We start from the raw sequence: 18940 nt of genomic DNA, 5'->3' as shown, positions 1-18940 counted from the left end.
TATGAAAAGAGGAATGCGTTTTCTTTTGCAATCCATCTTTTTATTACTCACCTACTCTTTACTCTGGCTTTCGCTGTGGATTATTGGCTTTTATTTGAGTAAAAATGGCCAGCAGGCTGCGCTATTTTTACCTCAAGGTTTACGCCTTGCATTGGTTATTTTGCTCTGGCGACGATTTTGGTTACCCATGTTATTTGCCGAATGGGGGCTTTATTATTGGTTAGCACAAGAGCAATTAATTACTCACTCTATTATTTATCTCTCTCCCGTATTAAGCCTAATTATCGCATTAGAAGTTCAGCGCATTTGGTGGCGATATCCTCTTTATTGGCAACGTTTAACACTATTAATTGGCGCTGTAGGTTTTAATAGTTTATTACAAGCCTTTATGCTTGGTTTTTATCTGAATACCACTAGCGGTATTTTCCTCACTTCAGTCACCGGTGGAATATTACTCGCACCCTTTGTATTTTTACTTTATGAATATCTACGGGAATTACAAAACCGAATTTTAATTCCAGACGGTACACCTGATCCGCCATTAAGAACTTCATTATTAATGTGGGGATTTCTATTTTGCATTATTGGATTAAGCGCCCAGTTTTTTTTAACACCTGAAATAGAGCGCTTATTAGTTATTTTGGTCTTTATTCCTAATGTCTTTATGGCTTACCGCTATGGCTGGCAAGGCGGCGTATTATCCGCCCTTTTAGGAAGTTTAATTATTACTTTTGCTCGCCAATTTAATGGTGCATTTGATGATTTGCGTGAGTTAGAAATGTTTTTAACTACGCAAGCCATTATTGGCATCGGTTTAGGTATCGCCATTAGTCGGCAACAACAGTTAGCTCATAATTTACGCCATTATCGCCATCGATTAGAACAAGAACTGCAAGCAAGACGCGTATTAATGGAAAAATTAGTTCATACCGAAGAAGATGTAAAAAAAGCGATAGCGAGAGAGTTGCATGATGAAATTGGGCAGAATATTACAGCGATTCAAATTCAATCGATGCTAATGAAAAAAACCGCTACTAACGATAAAACACGCCAAACAGGCGAGCAAATTGAGCGATTAGCTCAGCAAATTCATCAATCAACGCGCCAACTTTTGCGCCAATTACGCCCCCCTGTTTTAGAAGAGATGTCGCTCGAAAAAGCACTACATCATTTAATTAATGAATTCTCATTTGCTGAAAATAATATCAGCTGTCATTTCAATTACTCTCTTGATAAAGAGCCTGAAAATGAAACCGTTATTTTCACACTTTACCGTTTAGTACAAGAGCTGCTTAATAATATTAGTAAACATGCTGATGCGACACATATTCAAATTTCATTGACCCAAACGCAAAACCAATTGCGGTTAGTGATTAGTGATAACGGTATCGGTATGTTACCAATACAACAAAATAGCGGATTTGGCTTGCGCGGTATTGAAGAACGTATTCGTGCTTTAGGGGGAGATTGGAGTGTGACAAGTCATAACGGTACGAAAATAATTGTTAACTTACCCACAAATTCAGAAGAAAACAGTGAAAACTAAGACTTTTTCTTAGTCATCTACAACCTTCTCTCATTCTTTTACTCGACATTTTTTTTACATTTGTAGCATCAGAGAGGATGTTATGGCAGGTAAAAACTCGGCATCAATTAATAAGACCTATGATTTTTGGCGCAAAAACTTAATGCTGTCGATGATCATTGGCTATGCCACCTTCTATCTCACACGTAAAAGCGTCAATTTTGTTATGCCTGTTATGCAGATTGAATTAAATCTGGATAAAGGAGATATCGGCTGGATAGCTAGCTTATTTTATCTGACTTATGGCTTATCAAAATTCTTTTCTGGTATTTTCCATGATCAGACGGGATACCGCTGGTTTATGGGCGCAGGATTAGTGATGACAGGAGTGATGAATATTATTTTCGCCTACTGTTTGTCTTTTCCTGCACTACTTTTGGTCTGGGCACTTAATGGTTTCTTTCAAGGATGGGGATGGCCCCCTTGTGCAAGGTTATTAACTCACTGGTATTCACGTAATGAACGTGGTTTTTGGTGGGGATTGTGGAATATATCAATCAACCTTGGTGGTATGAGCCTTCCCATTTTAGCGGCATGGTTAGCAACACATTATAGCTGGCAAATTGCACTGCTTATTCCCGGAATTATTGGCATTGTAATGGGCTTTTGGTTATGTGTACGATTAACAGGAACCCCCGCTGAAGAAGGGCTTCCAACCGTAGGTGTGTGGCGACGCGATATATTAGAATTACGCCAAGAACAAGCTTCGCCAGCTAAACCTATGCTAAATATCTTGAAAGAGAGCATTTTATTTAACCGAATGATTTGGTTGCTAGGTTTTTCTTATATTTTAGTTTATCTGATACGGATGGCGATAAATGATTGGGGAAATATCTGGTTATCAGAAACACATGGCGCAAACTTACTAAGTGCAAATGCTATTCTCTCTTTATTTGAAGTGGGGGGCTTATTAGGCGCGTTATGTTCAGGCTGGGGCTCGGATTTATTATTCCGAGGTCAACGAGCACCGATGATATTGCTGTTTTCACTGGGACTTTTTACCGCAGTAACAGCACTTTGGTTAATACCTATTCATCATTATGCCCTGCTCGCAGCCTGTTTTTTCAGTATCGGTTTTTTTGTGTTTGGACCTCAGATGTTAATCGGACTTGCTGCTACAGAATATTGTCATAAAAATGCAGCAGGAACGGTAACAGGCTACTTGGGATTGTACGCCTATTTAGGGGCGGCAATGGCAGGTTGGCCGTTAAGTCAGGTCATGGCGCATTATGGTTGGACTGGGATGTTTGCATTATTAACCAGTGCTGCGGCCTTAATGGGACTACTACTTATGCCTTTACTGATTGCTGATGTCAGTAAACGAGAACATTCGGTAGGCCCACTTTCATTTTCCGATGACGACACATTTAAAAGGTTCTGAACATGAAACTGAAAACCCTCTCTACGCTCGTTGCGGCAGGACTTGCCCTTTCTGCCGTTAGTTTGTCATCTCATGCTGCGGGTCGCTTAGTGGTCTATTGTAGTGCGACTAATGCTATGTGCGAGGCTGAAACTAAAGCCTTTGCTGATAAGTATGATGTTAAAACCACCTTCGTTCGTAATGGTTCTGGTAGTACGCTGGCTAAAATTGAAGCTGAAAAACGTAATCCTCAAGCTGACGTTTGGTATGGCGGTACAATGGATCCTCACTCACAAGCAGGTGAAATGGATCTATTAGAGCCTTATGTCTCGCCGAATCTTGATCAGATCATGCCGCAATTCCGTGATCCGGCTAAACGCAAAGGAAACTACTCTTCTGCGGTTTATGTCGGTATTTTAGGTTTTGGCGTCAATAAAGATCGCTTAAAAGAAAAAGGTATTGCTGTTCCAACCTGTTGGAAAGATTTGATCAAACCTGAATATAAAGGCGAAATTCAAATTGCCGATCCACAAAGCTCAGGTACTGCTTACACTGCCCTTGCCACTTTTGATCAACTATGGGGAAGAGAACAAGCCTTTGATTATCTAAAAAAATTAAACACTAACATCTCCCAATATACTAAATCGGGTATTGCCCCAGCACGAAATGCAGCCCGTGGCGAAGCTGCAATTGGTATTGGTTTCTTACACGATTACTCATTAGAAGTTGAAAATGGCGCACCACTTGAACTGATTTCACCTTGCGAAGGTACTGGTTATGAAATCGGTGGTGTGAGTATTATCAAAAATGCCCGTAATATGGATAACGCCAAATTATTCGTAGATTGGACACTCTCTAAAGAAGCTCAGGAAATTAGTTGGAAAGAGGGTAAATCTTACCAAATTCTCACTAATACCTCGGCTGAATCCTCACCAATGGCACTGAAATTAGCTGACCTAAAACTGATTAACTACGACATGGATAAATATGGCGATAGTGATGTACGTAAGGAGCTAATTAATAAGTGGGTTACCGAAGTAAAAATGGGTAAATAGCCATTATGAGGGCGAGAGATCTTCTCGCTCTCTTTTTTCATAATAATAAATAGATTTGCTATCGGGGGATTTATGTCTCACACACTCGCTATACCTGAAAAAAAGAGGCGGGATCCCATATTTTTATGGATCCTGATTGCATGGGCTGCATTTGCACTGCTGCCATCATGGAGCCTAGATTATGGTCTTTTTGATTCTACACCAGACGAACTGCTCACGGCTTATGGCTGGAGCAATCTAAATATCAGTTTACTTTGGTTTTTATTACCAAGCTTGCTGCTCTTTCGTCCATTTACGGCTGCAAAACGAGAAAACCGTTCTCGCCACTATTTTGATGCTGGTTTTGCTCTATTTTGCGCATTTATCACAATAGTCACTGCCACGCTAGAAGGCCGAGGGCTAGGTTATTCAGCCATTGTGCTATTTATCTCATTAGGCATGATAGCAAAACACGCTTTAACACGTTTAGAGTGGTTAGGGGGTGATAGCTTTGTTATCGGCTCACTCATCACCGTTGTTGCACTGATTGGCGCATTTATTATCTTCCCAAGTATCGCTATCTTTATTCCAATGTTTAAAGATAGCGCGGGTAATTTTGCACCTTTTGAGTTTATCGCTATTTTAAGCCAAGCACATATTGTGCAGGTGATGATTAACTCTATTTTTCTCTCAATGGCTGTCGGTGTTGGCTGTACTTTCTTTGGGCTTATTCTTGCCATTTATACCTCGCGCATTGCGGTACGCTCAGCGATTATTGGCCGTATTTTCTCTATTTTACCTATCGTTACACCACCTTTTGTTGTTGGTTTAGGTGTTACGCTGATGATGGGGCGTTCTGGCTATATCACCGAATTTCTCGCGACTTATGCTGGGCTTGAAAATACCAACTGGTTATATGGTTTTACGGGGATTTGGCTAGCTCAAGTCTTAGCGTTTACGCCAATGTCTTTTATGATTTTAGATGGTGCAATTAAAACCATTCATCCATCATTAGAAGAAGCTTCTTACACTCTAAGAGCAAATCGTTATCAGACCTTCTTTAACGTTTTTATGCCATTACTAAAACCGGCGCTTGCTAACGCATTTTTAATTGTCGTAGTGCAATCTCTTGCTGACTTTAGTAACCCATTAGTGTTAGGTGGCAACTTCGACGTTATCGCCACACAAATTTATTTTTACATCACCGGCTCTCAGCTTGATTATCAATCGGCCAGTACATTAGGCGCATCACTATTAGTGTTCTCATTATTGGTGTTCTGCATACAGTATATGTGGATTGGTAAACGCTCTTATGTCACCGTTTCAGGTAAATCCTATCGTGGTGATGTTCAACCATTACCTTCTTCACTGATTGCTTTTGTTACTTCTGTACTGGGTATTTGGGTTGTCTTTAACATCTTGCTTTATGGCAGTATTTTCTACGGTAGCTTTACAGTTAACTGGGGGGTGGATTACACCTTAACACTGGATAATTTTATTAAATTATTTGGTCAAGGAATGAGTGATGGTGCATGGCCTTCGTTACTTGATACCTTGTTATATGCAGGTATTGCTGCACCAATTACGGCAATTCTTGGACTGCTAATTGCTTATATTGTTGTTCGCCAAGATTTTAAAGGTAAAAAAAGCATCGAATTTACCACCATGCTCTGTTTTGCCGTACCAGGAACCGTAGCGGGGGTTTCTTATATTCTTGCCTTTAATGACTCACCGTTCTATTTAACGGGTACAGCAGCCATTGTGATTATTTCAATGACGATGCGTAACGTCCCCGTTGGTATTCGCGCGGGGATCGCGGGTCTTGGGCAAATTGATAAATCCCTTGATGAAGCCTCTTTAAGTTTAAGAGCCAACTCGATGCGAACCATCTTCTATGTGCTATTACCGTTATTGCGCCCAGCAATTTTATCGGCACTGATTTATAGCTTTGTTCGTGCCATTACAACGGTTAGTGCCATCGTCTTCCTTGTAACACCGGACACCCGAGTAGCGACAGCCTATATTTTAAACCGTGTTGAAGATGGTGAATACGGTGTTGCAATTGCCTACGGTTCTATCTTAATTGTAGTAATGCTGGCAATTATCTTCTTATTTGACTATTTGATTGGCGAAGCCCGTGTTTCACGCTCTAAAGCCAAAAATGCACAGTAATACGGAGTATAAATCATGACACAACAACATTTCGTTGAACTGAAACATATCGTTAAGCGTTTTGGCACTAATACAGTGATTGAAGATCTGAGCCTTTCCATTCCACAAGGTCAAATGGTCTCGCTATTAGGGCCATCTGGTTGCGGTAAAACCACCGTATTACGCCTTGTTGCTGGTTTAGAAAAACCGACTGAAGGTAAGATTTTTATCGATGGTGAAGATGTTACTGATAGATCAATCCAGCAACGCGATATTTGTATGGTATTTCAGTCCTATGCGCTATTTCCGCATATGTCTTTAGGAGAAAACATTGGTTATGGTTTAAAAATGCTGGGTCGCCCTAAAGCAGAAATTAAACAGCGTGTTTCTGAAGCCTTAGAGCTGGTGGATTTAGCCGGTTTTGAAGACCGTTTTGTTGACCAAATTTCAGGAGGTCAGCAACAACGAGTGGCATTAGCGCGAGCATTAATTTTAAAACCTAAAGTACTGTTATTTGATGAGCCACTCAGTAACCTTGATGCGAACTTGCGTCGTAGTATGAGAGAGAAAATTCGTGAGTTACAACAGCAGTTTAATATCACTTCTCTTTATGTTACCCATGACCAAAGTGAAGCCTTTGCGGTATCTGATAGGGTGTTGGTAATGAATAAAGGTAAGATCATGCAATTAGGATCACCACAAAACCTTTATCGCCAACCCGCCTCTGAATTTATGGCAAGTTTTATGGGAGATGCCAACTTATTCCCAGCAACATTGGGGGCGGATTATGTTGAAATTTTTCAATATCGCTTACCTCGCCCAGAGACCTTTACGACAAGTAAAACACAAGTAAGAGTAGGCGTTAGGCCTGAAGCCATTACCCTATCGACACAAGGTGAGCTTTGTCAGCAATGCCAAATTGTGCATGTTGCTTATATGGGGCCACAATACGAAGTTACAGTGCAATGGCAAGGACAAACACTTTTACTCCAAGTCAATGCAACCCAGCTACAACCAGATGTTGGTGACACTTATTACTTACAAATTCATCCTTATGGGATGTTTATTTTAGAATAACAACAATCTGCTGATCACAAAATAGTTGAGGCACCCAGTGGGTGCCTCTGTTTTAGTTATAATACACAACATTGTTTCCCTGGTGTGGGACATTCTGGTGTTAATACTGATGAGACACACAGTATTTTATTACTGTATTACTCTATTATTATTTTATAAAACTTATTTATTTAGATACTTAGCACTACTTTTTTATTGCTACTTTATCTTGTCGCTTTATCTTCTTTCTTTATTTTAGCGCTATACAAAAGAGCAATATAACGCCATCTCATGCTCTATTTTCCTTGAGCGAGATATTTTTGCATTTCATCTGCTGGCACCATACCACCGCCCGTTGCCCAGACTAAATGCGTCGCATTTTTCAATTTTTGGCTATCTAGAGAGAAACGTTGCAGATATTCTTTAGCTTGAGTGACATGAATCACGCCCGTCATTCCTGCTAATGCTGAAGGTTCTAACTTAATTCCCTCTTCTTTATTTAAGAGGCTTAATAAGTTATATAACTCTTGGTCATCAATGGTGTAATACCCATCAATTAAGCGTTCCATTGCTCGACCAACAAAACCAGAAGCACGACCTACAGCTAAACCATCAGCCGCAGTGATATTATCGATACCAATCTCTTGTACTGAAATACCATCATGTAATCCGGTATACACCCCTAATAACATACAAGGTGAATGCGTGGGTTCTGCAAACAAACAGTGAACTGCATCACCAAAGGCGAGTTTCAGCCCAAATGCAACACCACCGGGGCCACCACCAACACCACAAGGCAAATAAACAAAGAGTGGATGCTCACTATCAACACGAACACCTTGGGCATCAAATTGAGCTTTTAAACGTAGCCCTGCAACCGCATAGCCAAGGAATAAGGTTGTTGAGTTTTCATCATCAATGAAAAAGCAATTAGGATCTTTTTCTGCTTCTTTACGACCTTCTTCCACGGCAATACTGTAATCTTGCTCATATTCAACAACATTCACCCCATGAGCACGCAGTTTATCTTTCTTCCATTGGCGAGCATCAGCCGACATATGCACACTGACACTAAAACCTAGTTTTGCACTCATGATGCCAATAGACATACCTAAGTTGCCTGTTGAACCTACAGCAATACTGTATTGAGCAAAAAAGTCGCGAAATTTATCAGAATATAATTTTTCATAATTATCTTCAGTGGTCAGAAGTCCTGCTTCAATAGCTAATTTTTCAGCATGAGCGAGCACTTCATAAATACCACCTCGCGCTTTAATTGAACCCGAAATAGGCAGATGACTGTCTTTTTTCAAGCGCAATTGCCCTGCAATCGAGGTGTGATAACGCTGTTCAAGCGCTAATTTCATTTTAGGAATATCGATAACTTCTGATTCAATAATACCTTGAGTTACTGCTGTTTCTGGAAAGGCTTTGACTAAATAAGGTGCAAAACGCTGTAATCGAGCCTGAGCATCTATAACATCATCTTGCGTTAATCCTACGTGAGAAAGTCCCTGGGTTGTTGTTGTAACGGCGGAGTTAAACCACACCACCTTTTTTAAGTCCACTAAATCACGAACCAGTGGAAAGTTATTTGCTAATTTATTTATATCAATATTAGTCATAGTCGTTCTCTTCTACATGACAAAAGAAAGCATAAATGTGCTGCCTAAAGCCACAAATGAGGCAATAAAAGTCGCGATACTATAAAAACGGAAGGTTTCACTTAAAGTGGCATTACAATACTGTTTAACTAACCAGAACAATGAGTCAGTCACGATAGTACAACCAATAGCACCTGAACCAATTGCCAGCGTAATAATTTCAGGACTAATATCTGGATACATTGGCATTAATGGTGCAACAATCGCCGTAGCCCCCATCATGGCCACAGTGGCAGAACCTACCGCAGCATGAAGAATAATCGCGACTAACCAAGCCAATAAAATAGGATGCATATCCAAATTAGAAAGAATTAAAGCTAAAGCATCACTTAAACCACTGCCTTTTAAAATTCCATTAAATGCACCACCCGCACCAATAATCAGTAAAATATTAGCGATAGAACTAAAGCTGTCTTCTGTTTTAGTTAATAAAGTGCTCATACCCATATTGCGGCGAATACCTAAAATGTAATAAGCCACAAACGCTGCAATAAACATCGCTGTAATTGGGTTACCAATAAATTGCAGCGCAGTATAAAGAGATGTACCCTTTTCCATATTTAGCTCTGCTGCTGTTTTGATCAACATAAGAGCAATAGGTAATAATACAGTGAAGAGTGTCGCCCCTAATGAAGGCAAATCTTTTTCTTCACGCACTTCCATATCTGAAAATTCTTCAGGTACTGTTTTAAACGGTAAGCGGTCGCCTAATACTTTTAAAAATACAGGACCACCTACTAATGATGCCGCTAAGCCAACAGCAAGACCGGCAACAATAACAGTACCCATATCTGCACCTAATTCATTAGTAACAAACAAGGCTGCTGGGTGAGGAGGAACAATACAGTGCACCGCCATTAACGCAGTACATAAAGGAATAGCCAGTTTTAATAATGATGTATTAGTTTTTTTAGCAATCGAGAATGCTAAAGGAATAAGTAAGACCACACCGACTTCGACAAAAAGTGTAATACCACAAATTAAACCAACAAGAACCATAATAACATCTGGAGATAACCAACGGCATTTTTGTAATGTAATCCCAATGCGTTCAGCCGCACCAGAAATCTCCATCATCTTGCCAAGAATAGTCCCTAAACCAATAATTGCTGCTAAAAATCCGAGAGTGCCACCAATACCGCCTTCAATGGCGTTCACCATTTCTAGTGGATTCATCTGCATAGCAGTACCCACAAAGAAGCTAGCTAAAAGTAAAGCAAGAAAGGGGTGAAACTTAAGTTTTACTATAGTAAAGACAATGAGCAAAATACTAATAATGAGAGTACTTAGTACCCATAGAGTCGAAGCCATACATCCATCCCAAATATTTTATTTATTGTTAATCTTATTGAATATTAATCATTCCACACTTACAAATGATGAAAGTTTGCACTAAGATGAATTCAATTAATTCAAATACGTGATCAAACCGGCATAACATCACAATATAATGATCCGGATCACGGTATTTCATCTTAATATTAGCTTGATTATTAACTTGCGTTACTATTTAAATAATATAGGAAAAAAGGAATGTTTGAGTCATCTGGCGTTATTTTACGGAATAAACGATTATCGAGTTATCAATTAGCGCGACTTCACACTTTTGAAGCAACAGGCCGGCATTTATCCTTTGCTTTAGCGGCAGAAGAACTTTCATTAACGCCCAGTGCCATTAGCCATCGCATTAATACACTTGAAGAAGAGCTAGATATTAAACTCTTTACTCGCTATCACCGCCGTATTGAACTTACAGAAGAAGGTGAACGTATTTATTGGGCATTAAAAAAAACGCTTGAAGATATTAACCAAGAAATATTAGATATTCATAATCAAGAAGTCTCTGGCATATTAACCGTTTATTCGCGCCCTTCTATTGCACAATGTTGGTTAGTACCTCGTATTGCTGATTTCACTCAACGCTATCCTTCGATTGAATTAAATTTACTTACTGGCAATGATGATATTAATTTCCGAGGTTATGGTGTTGATCTTGCAATTTATTTTGATGATAAACATCTGCAAAATCTTTATTGTGAAGATTTGATTTCGGAATCTATTATTCCTGTTTGTAGCCCTGAATATGCCAAGCGTTTTGAATTAGTGGGTAATTTGCACCACCTTACTCATTGTACTCTCTTACATGATAGGCAAGCCTGGAGTAATAACTCGGACTTTGATGAGTGGCGGGCATGGAGCGAACATATGGGTATCGCTTTATTTCCTAACCGTAGTAATATCTGTTTTGATCGCTCAGATTTAGCGGTAATAGCGGCAGTTAATCACTCGGGTATCGCGATGGGAAGAAAACGCTTAATAAAAAATAGATTAGCGAATAAAGAGCTTATCGCACCTTTTACTAATAGCGAACTATTTTGTGAACAACGCTATTACCTAGTCACTCGTAATGAAAAAAATAATGTAAAAGTACAATTATTTATTCAGTGGTTAAAAAAACAGATTAAAGAAGGAATGTAGTTTATTAAGAAAAATAGATAAAAAAGATATAACTAAAAATAAACTATGACTGAATGAAGAGCTATAAATAATTTATAGCTTTAGATTTAATCTGAATTAAATAAACAACGATAGGCGTCGTATTCCCTATAATAGTTAATTTCATCAATCGTCCATGATAAATCTTTTCGTCGCTCTTGTTGCGTTTGATATAAAAAAGATAAATCACAAATAAGCATCCAGCCTCGTAAGTTCTTACCCTCGACAATTTTTGGCATTTCCATATCCTCATCATCAAGATAAATCTCATCATCAGGTAATTCTTGGATGTAATCCCAAGGAATATAATAAAAAATCGCCTGATCAGGATGACTATTCCAAGTTACTATTTCAGTATAAATCCATTCATTTGATTCTAGTGTTGAGCATGATGCTAACAAATCACTAAGAGTTTGAAATTTTTTTATGATTTTCTTTTCCCTCAAAATTATACTTATATTAAAAATAAACCCGCAAATTGCGACGGGTTTATTTTTCATTAATTCTAAAAAACGATTGTATTATTTTGCCAGAAAATATTTATCTTCCACTACAATTAACGGCTCAATATCACTTTCTTTTTTAATCACTAATGTTGGGTCTGAGCGTAAACAACAACCGCCATAATGCCCACCGACAGTAAATGTACAAACTTGTATATAGCGATTAGCAACTTTAGGTAAACACCACAACTCTTGATAAATATTTTCTTGATGAGAAAATTGACCATGAGTTTCATCTAATATTTTTTCTTTGTGATCCACTAATCCAATATTACTACCACAACGCCCTGCAATGGGTTTAATCGCATAACCATGCTGCGTTAAATGTGGTGTAATTTCAAAATCAGTATCCAGCAAATAAGGATGATTAGGAAATAGTTGCCATAAAATCGGCAAAATTGCCTTATTACTTGGAATTAATGTCCAAAGCGGTTCAAATACAGTTACTTCAGGACGCAATAATACATCAACTAAACGGACTTCATTTTCAAAATGGCCAGTACGAATTGGAATAAGTGCTTGCTGCTCACTCTCTTCTCTTAGTTGATCTAATGCCGTTTCCCATGCCCATGTTTTCCACACACAAACGACATTACGATTATCAGCATCAATAAGTTGTCCTTGGTTATTCCAATGAAGCTCATCTAATCCACGTAAAATTTTGCTTTCATAGCCCGCTGTTGTAAGGGCTTGCTGCATAAAGAGTGCATGATAATCTTCTTCGCAATCATCATCTTGAAGAATGTGTACAAAAGGTTTAACGTCGCTATGCTTCCAAGCATCGGCCAGCGCATCTAATAAACGTTCGCCGGGGTTAAAACCATGAGTAATCCCACCTTGTTTTGCCCATTTTTCAATAACTAATCCTGCCTCGGTGTGGCAAGATGCAGAGTCTGCATTATATTCATAAACTTTCAGACCACGCTCATCCATACAAAAATCTAATCTTCCCGTGATCATTTGATGTCGTCGATGTTGCCATGACAAACGAATTCGAGGCCAAAGCACCTCAGGGATATCAAAAAGTCGCAGTAAATTATCATCTTTTAGTACTTTTTCAGTCGCATGCAAATACATCAAATGCAATTCATTACTTGCACGGATTAGCTCTTGTTCTGCACTTTCTGAAATCGTGAAATATTCATAACTATTTTGGTTGATGATATGACCATGCTGCGCTAATACATACGCTTTTTCTAATTTATTACTTTCATCTAACCATTTACCCGCAAATTGGCCTTTATCTTCAATCTGTGCGGCATGAATAGCCAAGTATTCAGGGGAGACTTTGGGTTGAGGCAAACTATAAGCATTAGGTTCTGTTTGGATCATCCAACCTAAAAGAGTCGTGTCATCAAAAGTATCTTGGATAAAATACCCATTATCATTGATTTGAAGTGGCAACTCTCGAGTCCACTGCTGCCCTGTAGGTAAACGTGTGTGAATAACATTTTGCTCTGCAACACGAATTTTATCTACTAAAACTTCAGTAATAACAGACACATGTCCAGTAGTCTTAAACTCACCGCCCTCTTGCCAAATTAACAATGCACCCACTGTAGGCGCTTGCTTACTTCCATTTGCAAAAGCTTGTAATGGTAAAATATCATCATCGATGGTTTTACGTAAAAAACGTAATGAGAAAATCTCATAAGCCATGCCCACATCAGTAAAAACCATACCATAATGTAAATAGAGAAAACGCCTAGCAAATTCAACACATTGCCATTTGTGCCCCATATATTCATTGCCAATATAACTACGGAATGAATCATTGGCTGCGTAGTCTTCTTTATCAATACTGCTGTAATCTGAGGAATAAATCGCAACACCACCAGGAGCATAACCTAGTAATGTTCCAAATGGCTCATGACGAATAATCTCTTTTACATTCATAATCTCGACCTTGACGATAAATAAATTATTACCCTGCAATGCTTATAGCTAAGATAAGTATTGTCGATAATAATATTAACGCCATAAACAATAAGAAGTGAATGCTATTTTATCAATTTCAATAAAGTAAAAATTTTCTATTCCATTAAAGACAAAATAAGGAGGGTTTTGAAAAAAAATGAAAAAAAAGCTCAAAAATAGCCAGTTATAAAAAGAATATAAAAGGTATTTTTAAGCGCAATCAGTCAAAGAGGGTTTTCTTATTGTTGTTATACGGTAACTATTTACTCTTTATTAATCATAAATGCGAGCCCAAATAATCAAAAAATAGGATATTTGTCAATATATCGCACTGTTAATCAAAATTTTATCGATTATCATGCTGACAATTATCTCATTTAAAAAATAGTAAATAAGAAAAATAGTATTAAACCACAACCAAGTGACTATAAATAATTCAGTTAATTAACCGATAATACAAAGGTATGGATTTTACTCATTCAAGCAGGAAAGCTTGTCTACATTAAAATTCCATCTCTGAAGCATGGGTATTCAGCTAGCTGAATATTCTTGGAGGTTGATAGAAAGGATGAGGTCACTAATGTCAAAGGTTTATCCCATTTCTCAAATTATCGGGCAGAAAATTCGTAAACAACGCCAACAATTACGCTTATCAGCAAAAGCTGTCGCTGAACGTGTCGGTATCAGCCAACAACAATTTTCACGTTATGAGAATGGGCTTTGTAAAATTGACGTTGATATGCTGTTTCATATTGCTCAAGAGCTAAAAGTCACACCCGCATTCTTTCTTCCACCAAATGATGAACAAATTTCTGTTTCTGCACTGACACAATCGAAGCAATTTTGGAATGCTCAAAGCCAGATTTAGTGCGCCTTGATATGGAGATCCGCTTCTTTATAATCAACAAGTTGGATTTCCATGTTTATTTTTTTTCCTCCACATTAGCTTACCATCTCACTATAACGCCCTTGTTGTAATATGCGTATTCTCTCGCATCTTTTAATTTTTTTATTTTATATAAACAAAAAGTTTTTCATTAAAAAATAGTGACTTATGATTAATAATCATCATAACCCCTTATTCTTAAGCGATATTTTTCTTAAATATTACCTCTTCTTAGTAATAGAAAATGTGTTAATCTTATCGAGAATAATAACAATTATCATTCGAGTTATAAGGATTAATCATGAAATATCGCTATGCTCTTCCACTTACCGCATTAACTTTTTTATCAACATCTGCACTTGCTTTAGAGTACCCCGTTGGTCAGCCAATTCTTAAAAATGGTATGGAAATTCAAGGCGTTTATCTGCAACCTATTACGATGGACACAGAAGAAGGCCATCATGCAATGAACCATCTGCCTGCAGATAAAGCAGATATTCATCTAGAAGCCGATATTCATGCCACAGAAGATAATCCAAATGGATTTGCTGAAGGCGATTGGATCCCTTATCTCACCGTAGAATACACTGTCACCAAAACAGACTCGCCAGAGAAGAAACAACAAGGGACATTTATGGCAATGGTTGCCAACGATGGCGCGCATTATGGCGAGAATCTTAAATTAGATGGTAACGGAAAATATAACGTTACCTATAAAATTTATCCGCCGTCATACAATAAAGATATTGCTTTTGGTCGCCATATCGATAAAGAAACTGGGGTTGCTCCTTGGTTTGAACCCTTTGAAGTTTCGTGGGATTTCACTTATAGCGGAACAGGCCGTAAAGGTAGCTATTAATTAAATAATGACGGATAAGCTCACCTCCTGAGCTTATCCTATTTATCTCTCTTTCCAGTGAAACACTTATGATTAAACACCTCTCTAAGTACATATTATTGCTATTACTAATGGTCAGCAGCACTCTGTTTGCCGCAGAAAAATATACCGTTGAATTAGAAATGAGAGATGGCGAACTCATTCCTCAATTATTAGAAGTTCCCGCCAAAACTCCCATTAGAATAAAAATTCGCAATACCGGGACTAGCCCAGTTGAATTTGAAAGCACGCAATTACGCAAAGAGAAAGTTTTAGCACCAGGAGCAAGTTCTGTTGTGGTTATTGCACCACTAAAGCCGGGGCGTTATACCTTTTTTGATGATTTTCATCTCTCTCACCCTCAAGGTGAAATCATTGCTAAAGAGAAGGAAGAATAAAAATGGGACAAGTGCTATTTGTCGTTTGGCGAGAAAGCTTTGAAGCGCTATTAGTGATTGGCATCATTTATTCTTGGATAAAACGTTCTCCTGCGCCAAAACAAGGCATAAAATATCTTTGGGGAGGCGTCGGTTTTGGTGTTGTGTTGGCTTGCCTGCTCGCCTTAAGTATCTATGGCGTATTTAGTTCTTTAGAAGATATTTGGCAGTCGCTATTTATGATTGTAATGGAACTTCTTGCCTGTATATTAATTGTGCAAATGGTTTATTGGATGAGTGGCCAAGGTAAATCATTAAAAAGCAATATTGAAAGCGAATTGGCACAGAAAACACAACAACAAAGTGCATGGGGTATTTTGTTAATTATTGCTATTGCGATAGCTCGTGAAGGCAGTGAAGTTGTGGTATTTCTCTCTAGCCATATTATGGCACTTAATGCACAAACCGCCCTTCCATTCTTTACTGAAGTTGTTATTGGATTACTTATTGCAGCATTAACCCTTTGGCTATTTTTACTGACCTCAAAAGTCGTTTCATGGCGTTATTTTTTCACAATCACCGGCTTTTTATTATTATTCCTTGCTGTTTCATTGCTTTTAAAAGCGGTAGAAGAGACTGTTAATTTACTGGTTGAATTAGATATTGAATTACCTGATTTCTTTATTTACCCATTGTGGGATATTAGCCATATTCTTGATGATTCTAGTGTCTTTGGTAATTTCTTAGTTTCTTTCTTTGCTTACCGCTCTCAGCCAATTGGCTTAAGTATAATAACCTTTGTCATTTATTGGGTTATTGTTGCACTGCTATTTAAGCGAGGCCATCGCAATGAAAAGTAGTCATCATTATAAAAAATATACCCTTTTTTTATTGATATTCTTTTTTGCACTCCCTGTTTTAGCAAAGAAAATTATTCAAGGTAGTGTGCAAGAAGGCGATAATATTATTGCTTCGAAAGGGGATATTCCAACACCGGAAAAATTTAGCACCAATATTCTAAATTATCGCCAAGCAGCGGTTAATCAATTAGCAAAAACAGAAACAGCGCTTAATAAACTTATTATTAATAGTGAAAATAAGCAGCTAATTGATGCTCAAAATAACTATCAACAAGCACACTATCATTATGAAATAATCCGACCAATTATCGCTCTGTTTGGTAGTAGCGAACGCCAACTCAATAATCGCGCAAGTTTTTTTCTTGAAAAAGAAAATGATGCGCGTTTTTCTGGTTTTCATTTAGTCGAATATCAACTCTTTGTATTAAAAGATCTACAAAAGTCAGCGAATTCAGCAAAAACATTACTTAAAAATATTAGTGATCTTAAAAAACGTTTAGCAATAGAAGACATTCCTATTCCTAAATTAGTTCAAGCTGCGGGTGATGGATTAGAACTGATCTTAATGGATAAACTTGCTGGCATTGAAAATCAATACTCACAGGCTGATCTCACCGATAGCTATGCTAATTTACAAGGATCACGCTTAATTATAACGATCTTGTCTGAACATATTCCCGCTGATGAATATCATTCATTAATACAGCAATATGACAAAATTGGTTCTGTCTTATTAAAATACCAACTTGATGAAGGCGTCTTTCAACCATTAAATAAACTACCTGAAACTGAAAAAAGTTGGCTTTTTTCTCAAATAACACAATTAGCAGAGCAAGTTGCGACTTTACGCGCCACGCTCAATATTGATGTTTACTATCACTATAAAGAAGAAAGTGATGAAAAATAAACGACTATTAAAACCGCAATCGCCAATTAATCTAAATAAGCGTAATACCTTAAAATGGTTAGGTGGCAGTTTATTGCTTGCCAGTGTTGGTGTAAAAGCACAACAAAATAGTGATTGTGTATCTAATCTAAGCTATCGACGTGCTATTCCTTATTTAGGCAAGCATCAAGCTGGTGTTATTACCCCAGAGCAAAAACATGCCTCTTTTATTGCGTTAAATTTGACTGTTTCTAGTGCAACAGAAGTTAAACAACTGCTAACTACATTAACGCAGCGGATCTCGTTTCTCACCCAACCGAGGGAATTACCGCAAATAGAAAATCCGCATCTTCCCCCCGCTGAATCAGGTATTTTAGGCACCCAATTACAACCTGATGAATTAACAATTACCGTTTCTTTAGGCGATTCTTTCTTTGATAATCGCTTTGGTTTTGAGTCTCAAAAACCTAAACATTTAGTCCCCATGAAACCTTTTCCTAATGATCGATTAGACGATAATTGGTGTGGTGGCGATCTATTATTACAACTGTGCGCAAATAGCCAAGAAAGTGTTATTTACGCACTTCGTGATATCTTAAAATATCTTTCAGGTCAGCTTCATCCCGTATGGAAAATCGATGGATTTTTACCTGCTCGTGATATTGATAAAAAACAAACACCAATTAATTTATTTGGCTTTAAAGATGGTTCGGGTAATGCCCCTGCTACAGATAATACATTAATGGATAATATGGTTTGGATAACAGAGAAAGAAAAAGAGCCGCAATGGTGTATTGGCGGAAGTTATCAAGCCGTTCGTCTGATTCGTTTTGCTTTGGAGTTTTGGGATAGAACCCCTCTGGAAGATCAAGAAAACAATTTTGGGCGACATCGCTCAACAGGTGCGCCAATTGGTATGAAACGCGAAATGGATGATCCAGATTTCAAACACGACCCTCATGGTGACAGAGTTTTATTTGATTCGCATATGAGACGCGCAGAACCGAGAAATCCAGAACGTTATAGTGCCAAACTACGCCGCCGTAGTTACAGCTATTCACTAGGATTAACACCATCAGGGCAATTAGATATGGGACTTATTTTTATCTCTTATCAAAATAATCTGAAAAAAGGTTTTATTGATACACAAAAGCGCTTAAATGGTGAGCCATTAGAGCGCTATATAAAACCATTTGGTGGCGGTTACTATTTCACACTTGCGGGTATTCAAAAAGAAGGTGATATTCTTGCCCAAGCACTTTTTACCTAAGATTAAACATCGCCCTTT

Annotated in this window: 16 protein-coding genes; 12 read left to right on the top strand and 4 right to left on the bottom strand. The window is 38.0% G+C overall.

Translation table 11 applies throughout. The annotated features are described in order from the left end of the window. Position 1 precedes the first annotated feature (1 nt). The 5 genes from M997_RS05570 (at position 2) to fbpC (ending at position 7207) form a co-directional block, all read left to right on the top strand. Complete coding sequence (locus M997_RS05570; RefSeq protein WP_064719122.1) at positions 2-1546, top strand: MASE1 domain-containing sensor histidine kinase; 1545 nt, start codon at positions 2-4, stop codon at positions 1544-1546. A gap of 67 nt (positions 1547-1613) precedes the next feature. Further along, complete coding sequence (gene uhpC / locus M997_RS05565) at positions 1614-2966, top strand: MFS transporter family glucose-6-phosphate receptor UhpC (protein WP_275658110.1); 1353 nt, start codon at positions 1614-1616, stop codon at positions 2964-2966. A gap of 2 nt (positions 2967-2968) precedes the next feature. Next, the gene (locus M997_RS05560; RefSeq protein ID WP_064719120.1) at positions 2969-4000 is read left to right on the top strand and encodes an ABC transporter substrate-binding protein; all 1032 of its coding nucleotides are present in this window, start codon (positions 2969-2971) and stop codon (positions 3998-4000) included. Positions 4001-4072: 72 nt separating this feature from the next. Next, complete coding sequence (locus M997_RS05555) at positions 4073-6151, top strand: ABC transporter permease (RefSeq protein WP_064719119.1); 2079 nt, start codon at positions 4073-4075, stop codon at positions 6149-6151. Between the two features lie 15 nt (positions 6152-6166). Next, a complete protein-coding gene (gene fbpC, locus M997_RS05550) occupies positions 6167-7207 on the top strand; it encodes a ferric ABC transporter ATP-binding protein (protein ID WP_064719118.1) in 1041 nt (346 codons plus the stop codon). Positions 7208-7482: 275 nt separating this feature from the next. Here the strand turns inward: fbpC and dsdA are convergent, their stop codons facing one another. Together dsdA and dsdX are read right to left on the bottom strand one after the other, a co-directional pair. Continuing rightward, a complete protein-coding gene (dsdA, locus tag M997_RS05545; protein WP_064719117.1) occupies positions 7483-8811 on the bottom strand; it encodes a D-serine ammonia-lyase in 1329 nt (442 codons plus the stop codon). 12 nt (positions 8812-8823) lie between these two features. Next, entirely contained in the window at positions 8824-10161 is a 1338-nt protein-coding gene (gene dsdX, locus M997_RS05540) for a D-serine transporter DsdX (RefSeq protein WP_064719116.1), read from the bottom strand. Positions 10162-10383: 222 nt separating this feature from the next. On the opposite strand from dsdX, the gene dsdC reads away from it, so the two are divergent. Beyond that, positions 10384-11328, top strand: a complete 945-nt coding sequence (gene dsdC, locus M997_RS05535) for a DNA-binding transcriptional regulator DsdC (RefSeq protein ID WP_064719115.1) — start codon at positions 10384-10386, stop codon at positions 11326-11328. A gap of 86 nt (positions 11329-11414) precedes the next feature. Here the strand turns inward: dsdC and M997_RS05530 are convergent, their stop codons facing one another. Both M997_RS05530 and gss read right to left on the bottom strand, forming a co-directional pair. After that, on the bottom strand, positions 11415-11846 hold the full coding sequence (locus tag M997_RS05530; protein ID WP_064719114.1) for a hypothetical protein: 432 nt from the start codon (positions 11844-11846) through the stop codon (positions 11415-11417). A gap of 21 nt (positions 11847-11867) precedes the next feature. Beyond that, entirely contained in the window at positions 11868-13745 is a 1878-nt protein-coding gene (gene gss, locus M997_RS05525) for a bifunctional glutathionylspermidine amidase/synthase (RefSeq protein ID WP_064719113.1), read from the bottom strand. A gap of 601 nt (positions 13746-14346) precedes the next feature. Between gss and M997_RS05520 the strand changes: the two genes are divergently transcribed. The 6 genes from M997_RS05520 to efeB all read left to right on the top strand — a co-directional run bounded on the left by M997_RS05520 (position 14347) and on the right by efeB (position 18922). Continuing rightward, complete coding sequence (locus tag M997_RS05520) at positions 14347-14634, top strand: helix-turn-helix domain-containing protein (RefSeq protein WP_064719112.1); 288 nt, start codon at positions 14347-14349, stop codon at positions 14632-14634. 319 nt (positions 14635-14953) lie between these two features. Next, positions 14954-15511, top strand: a complete 558-nt coding sequence (locus M997_RS05515) for an iron transporter (RefSeq protein ID WP_064719111.1) — start codon at positions 14954-14956, stop codon at positions 15509-15511. 68 nt (positions 15512-15579) lie between these two features. Further along, a complete protein-coding gene (locus tag M997_RS05510; RefSeq protein WP_064719110.1) occupies positions 15580-15927 on the top strand; it encodes a cupredoxin domain-containing protein in 348 nt (115 codons plus the stop codon). Between the two features lie 2 nt (positions 15928-15929). Next, positions 15930-16766 carry an FTR1 family iron permease gene (locus M997_RS05505; RefSeq protein ID WP_064719109.1) on the top strand — a complete coding sequence of 279 codons (837 nt, stop codon included), beginning with the start codon at positions 15930-15932 and terminating at the stop codon, positions 16764-16766. Beyond that, a complete protein-coding gene (locus M997_RS05500; RefSeq protein ID WP_064719108.1) occupies positions 16756-17673 on the top strand; it encodes an EfeM/EfeO family lipoprotein in 918 nt (305 codons plus the stop codon). The genes M997_RS05505 and M997_RS05500 overlap by 11 nt, the downstream gene beginning before the upstream one ends. Continuing rightward, a complete protein-coding gene (efeB, locus tag M997_RS05495) occupies positions 17663-18922 on the top strand; it encodes an iron uptake transporter deferrochelatase/peroxidase subunit (RefSeq protein WP_064719107.1) in 1260 nt (419 codons plus the stop codon). The genes M997_RS05500 and efeB overlap by 11 nt, the downstream gene beginning before the upstream one ends. The last annotated feature ends 18 nt before the right edge of the window (positions 18923-18940 follow it).

The sequence above is a fragment of the Proteus hauseri ATCC 700826 genome, from assembly GCF_001654965.1.
Lineage (GTDB): Bacteria > Pseudomonadota > Gammaproteobacteria > Enterobacterales > Enterobacteriaceae > Proteus > Proteus hauseri.
Note: the sequence above shows the minus strand (reverse complement) of the source record. Positions and strands in the feature narration are given on the sequence as shown.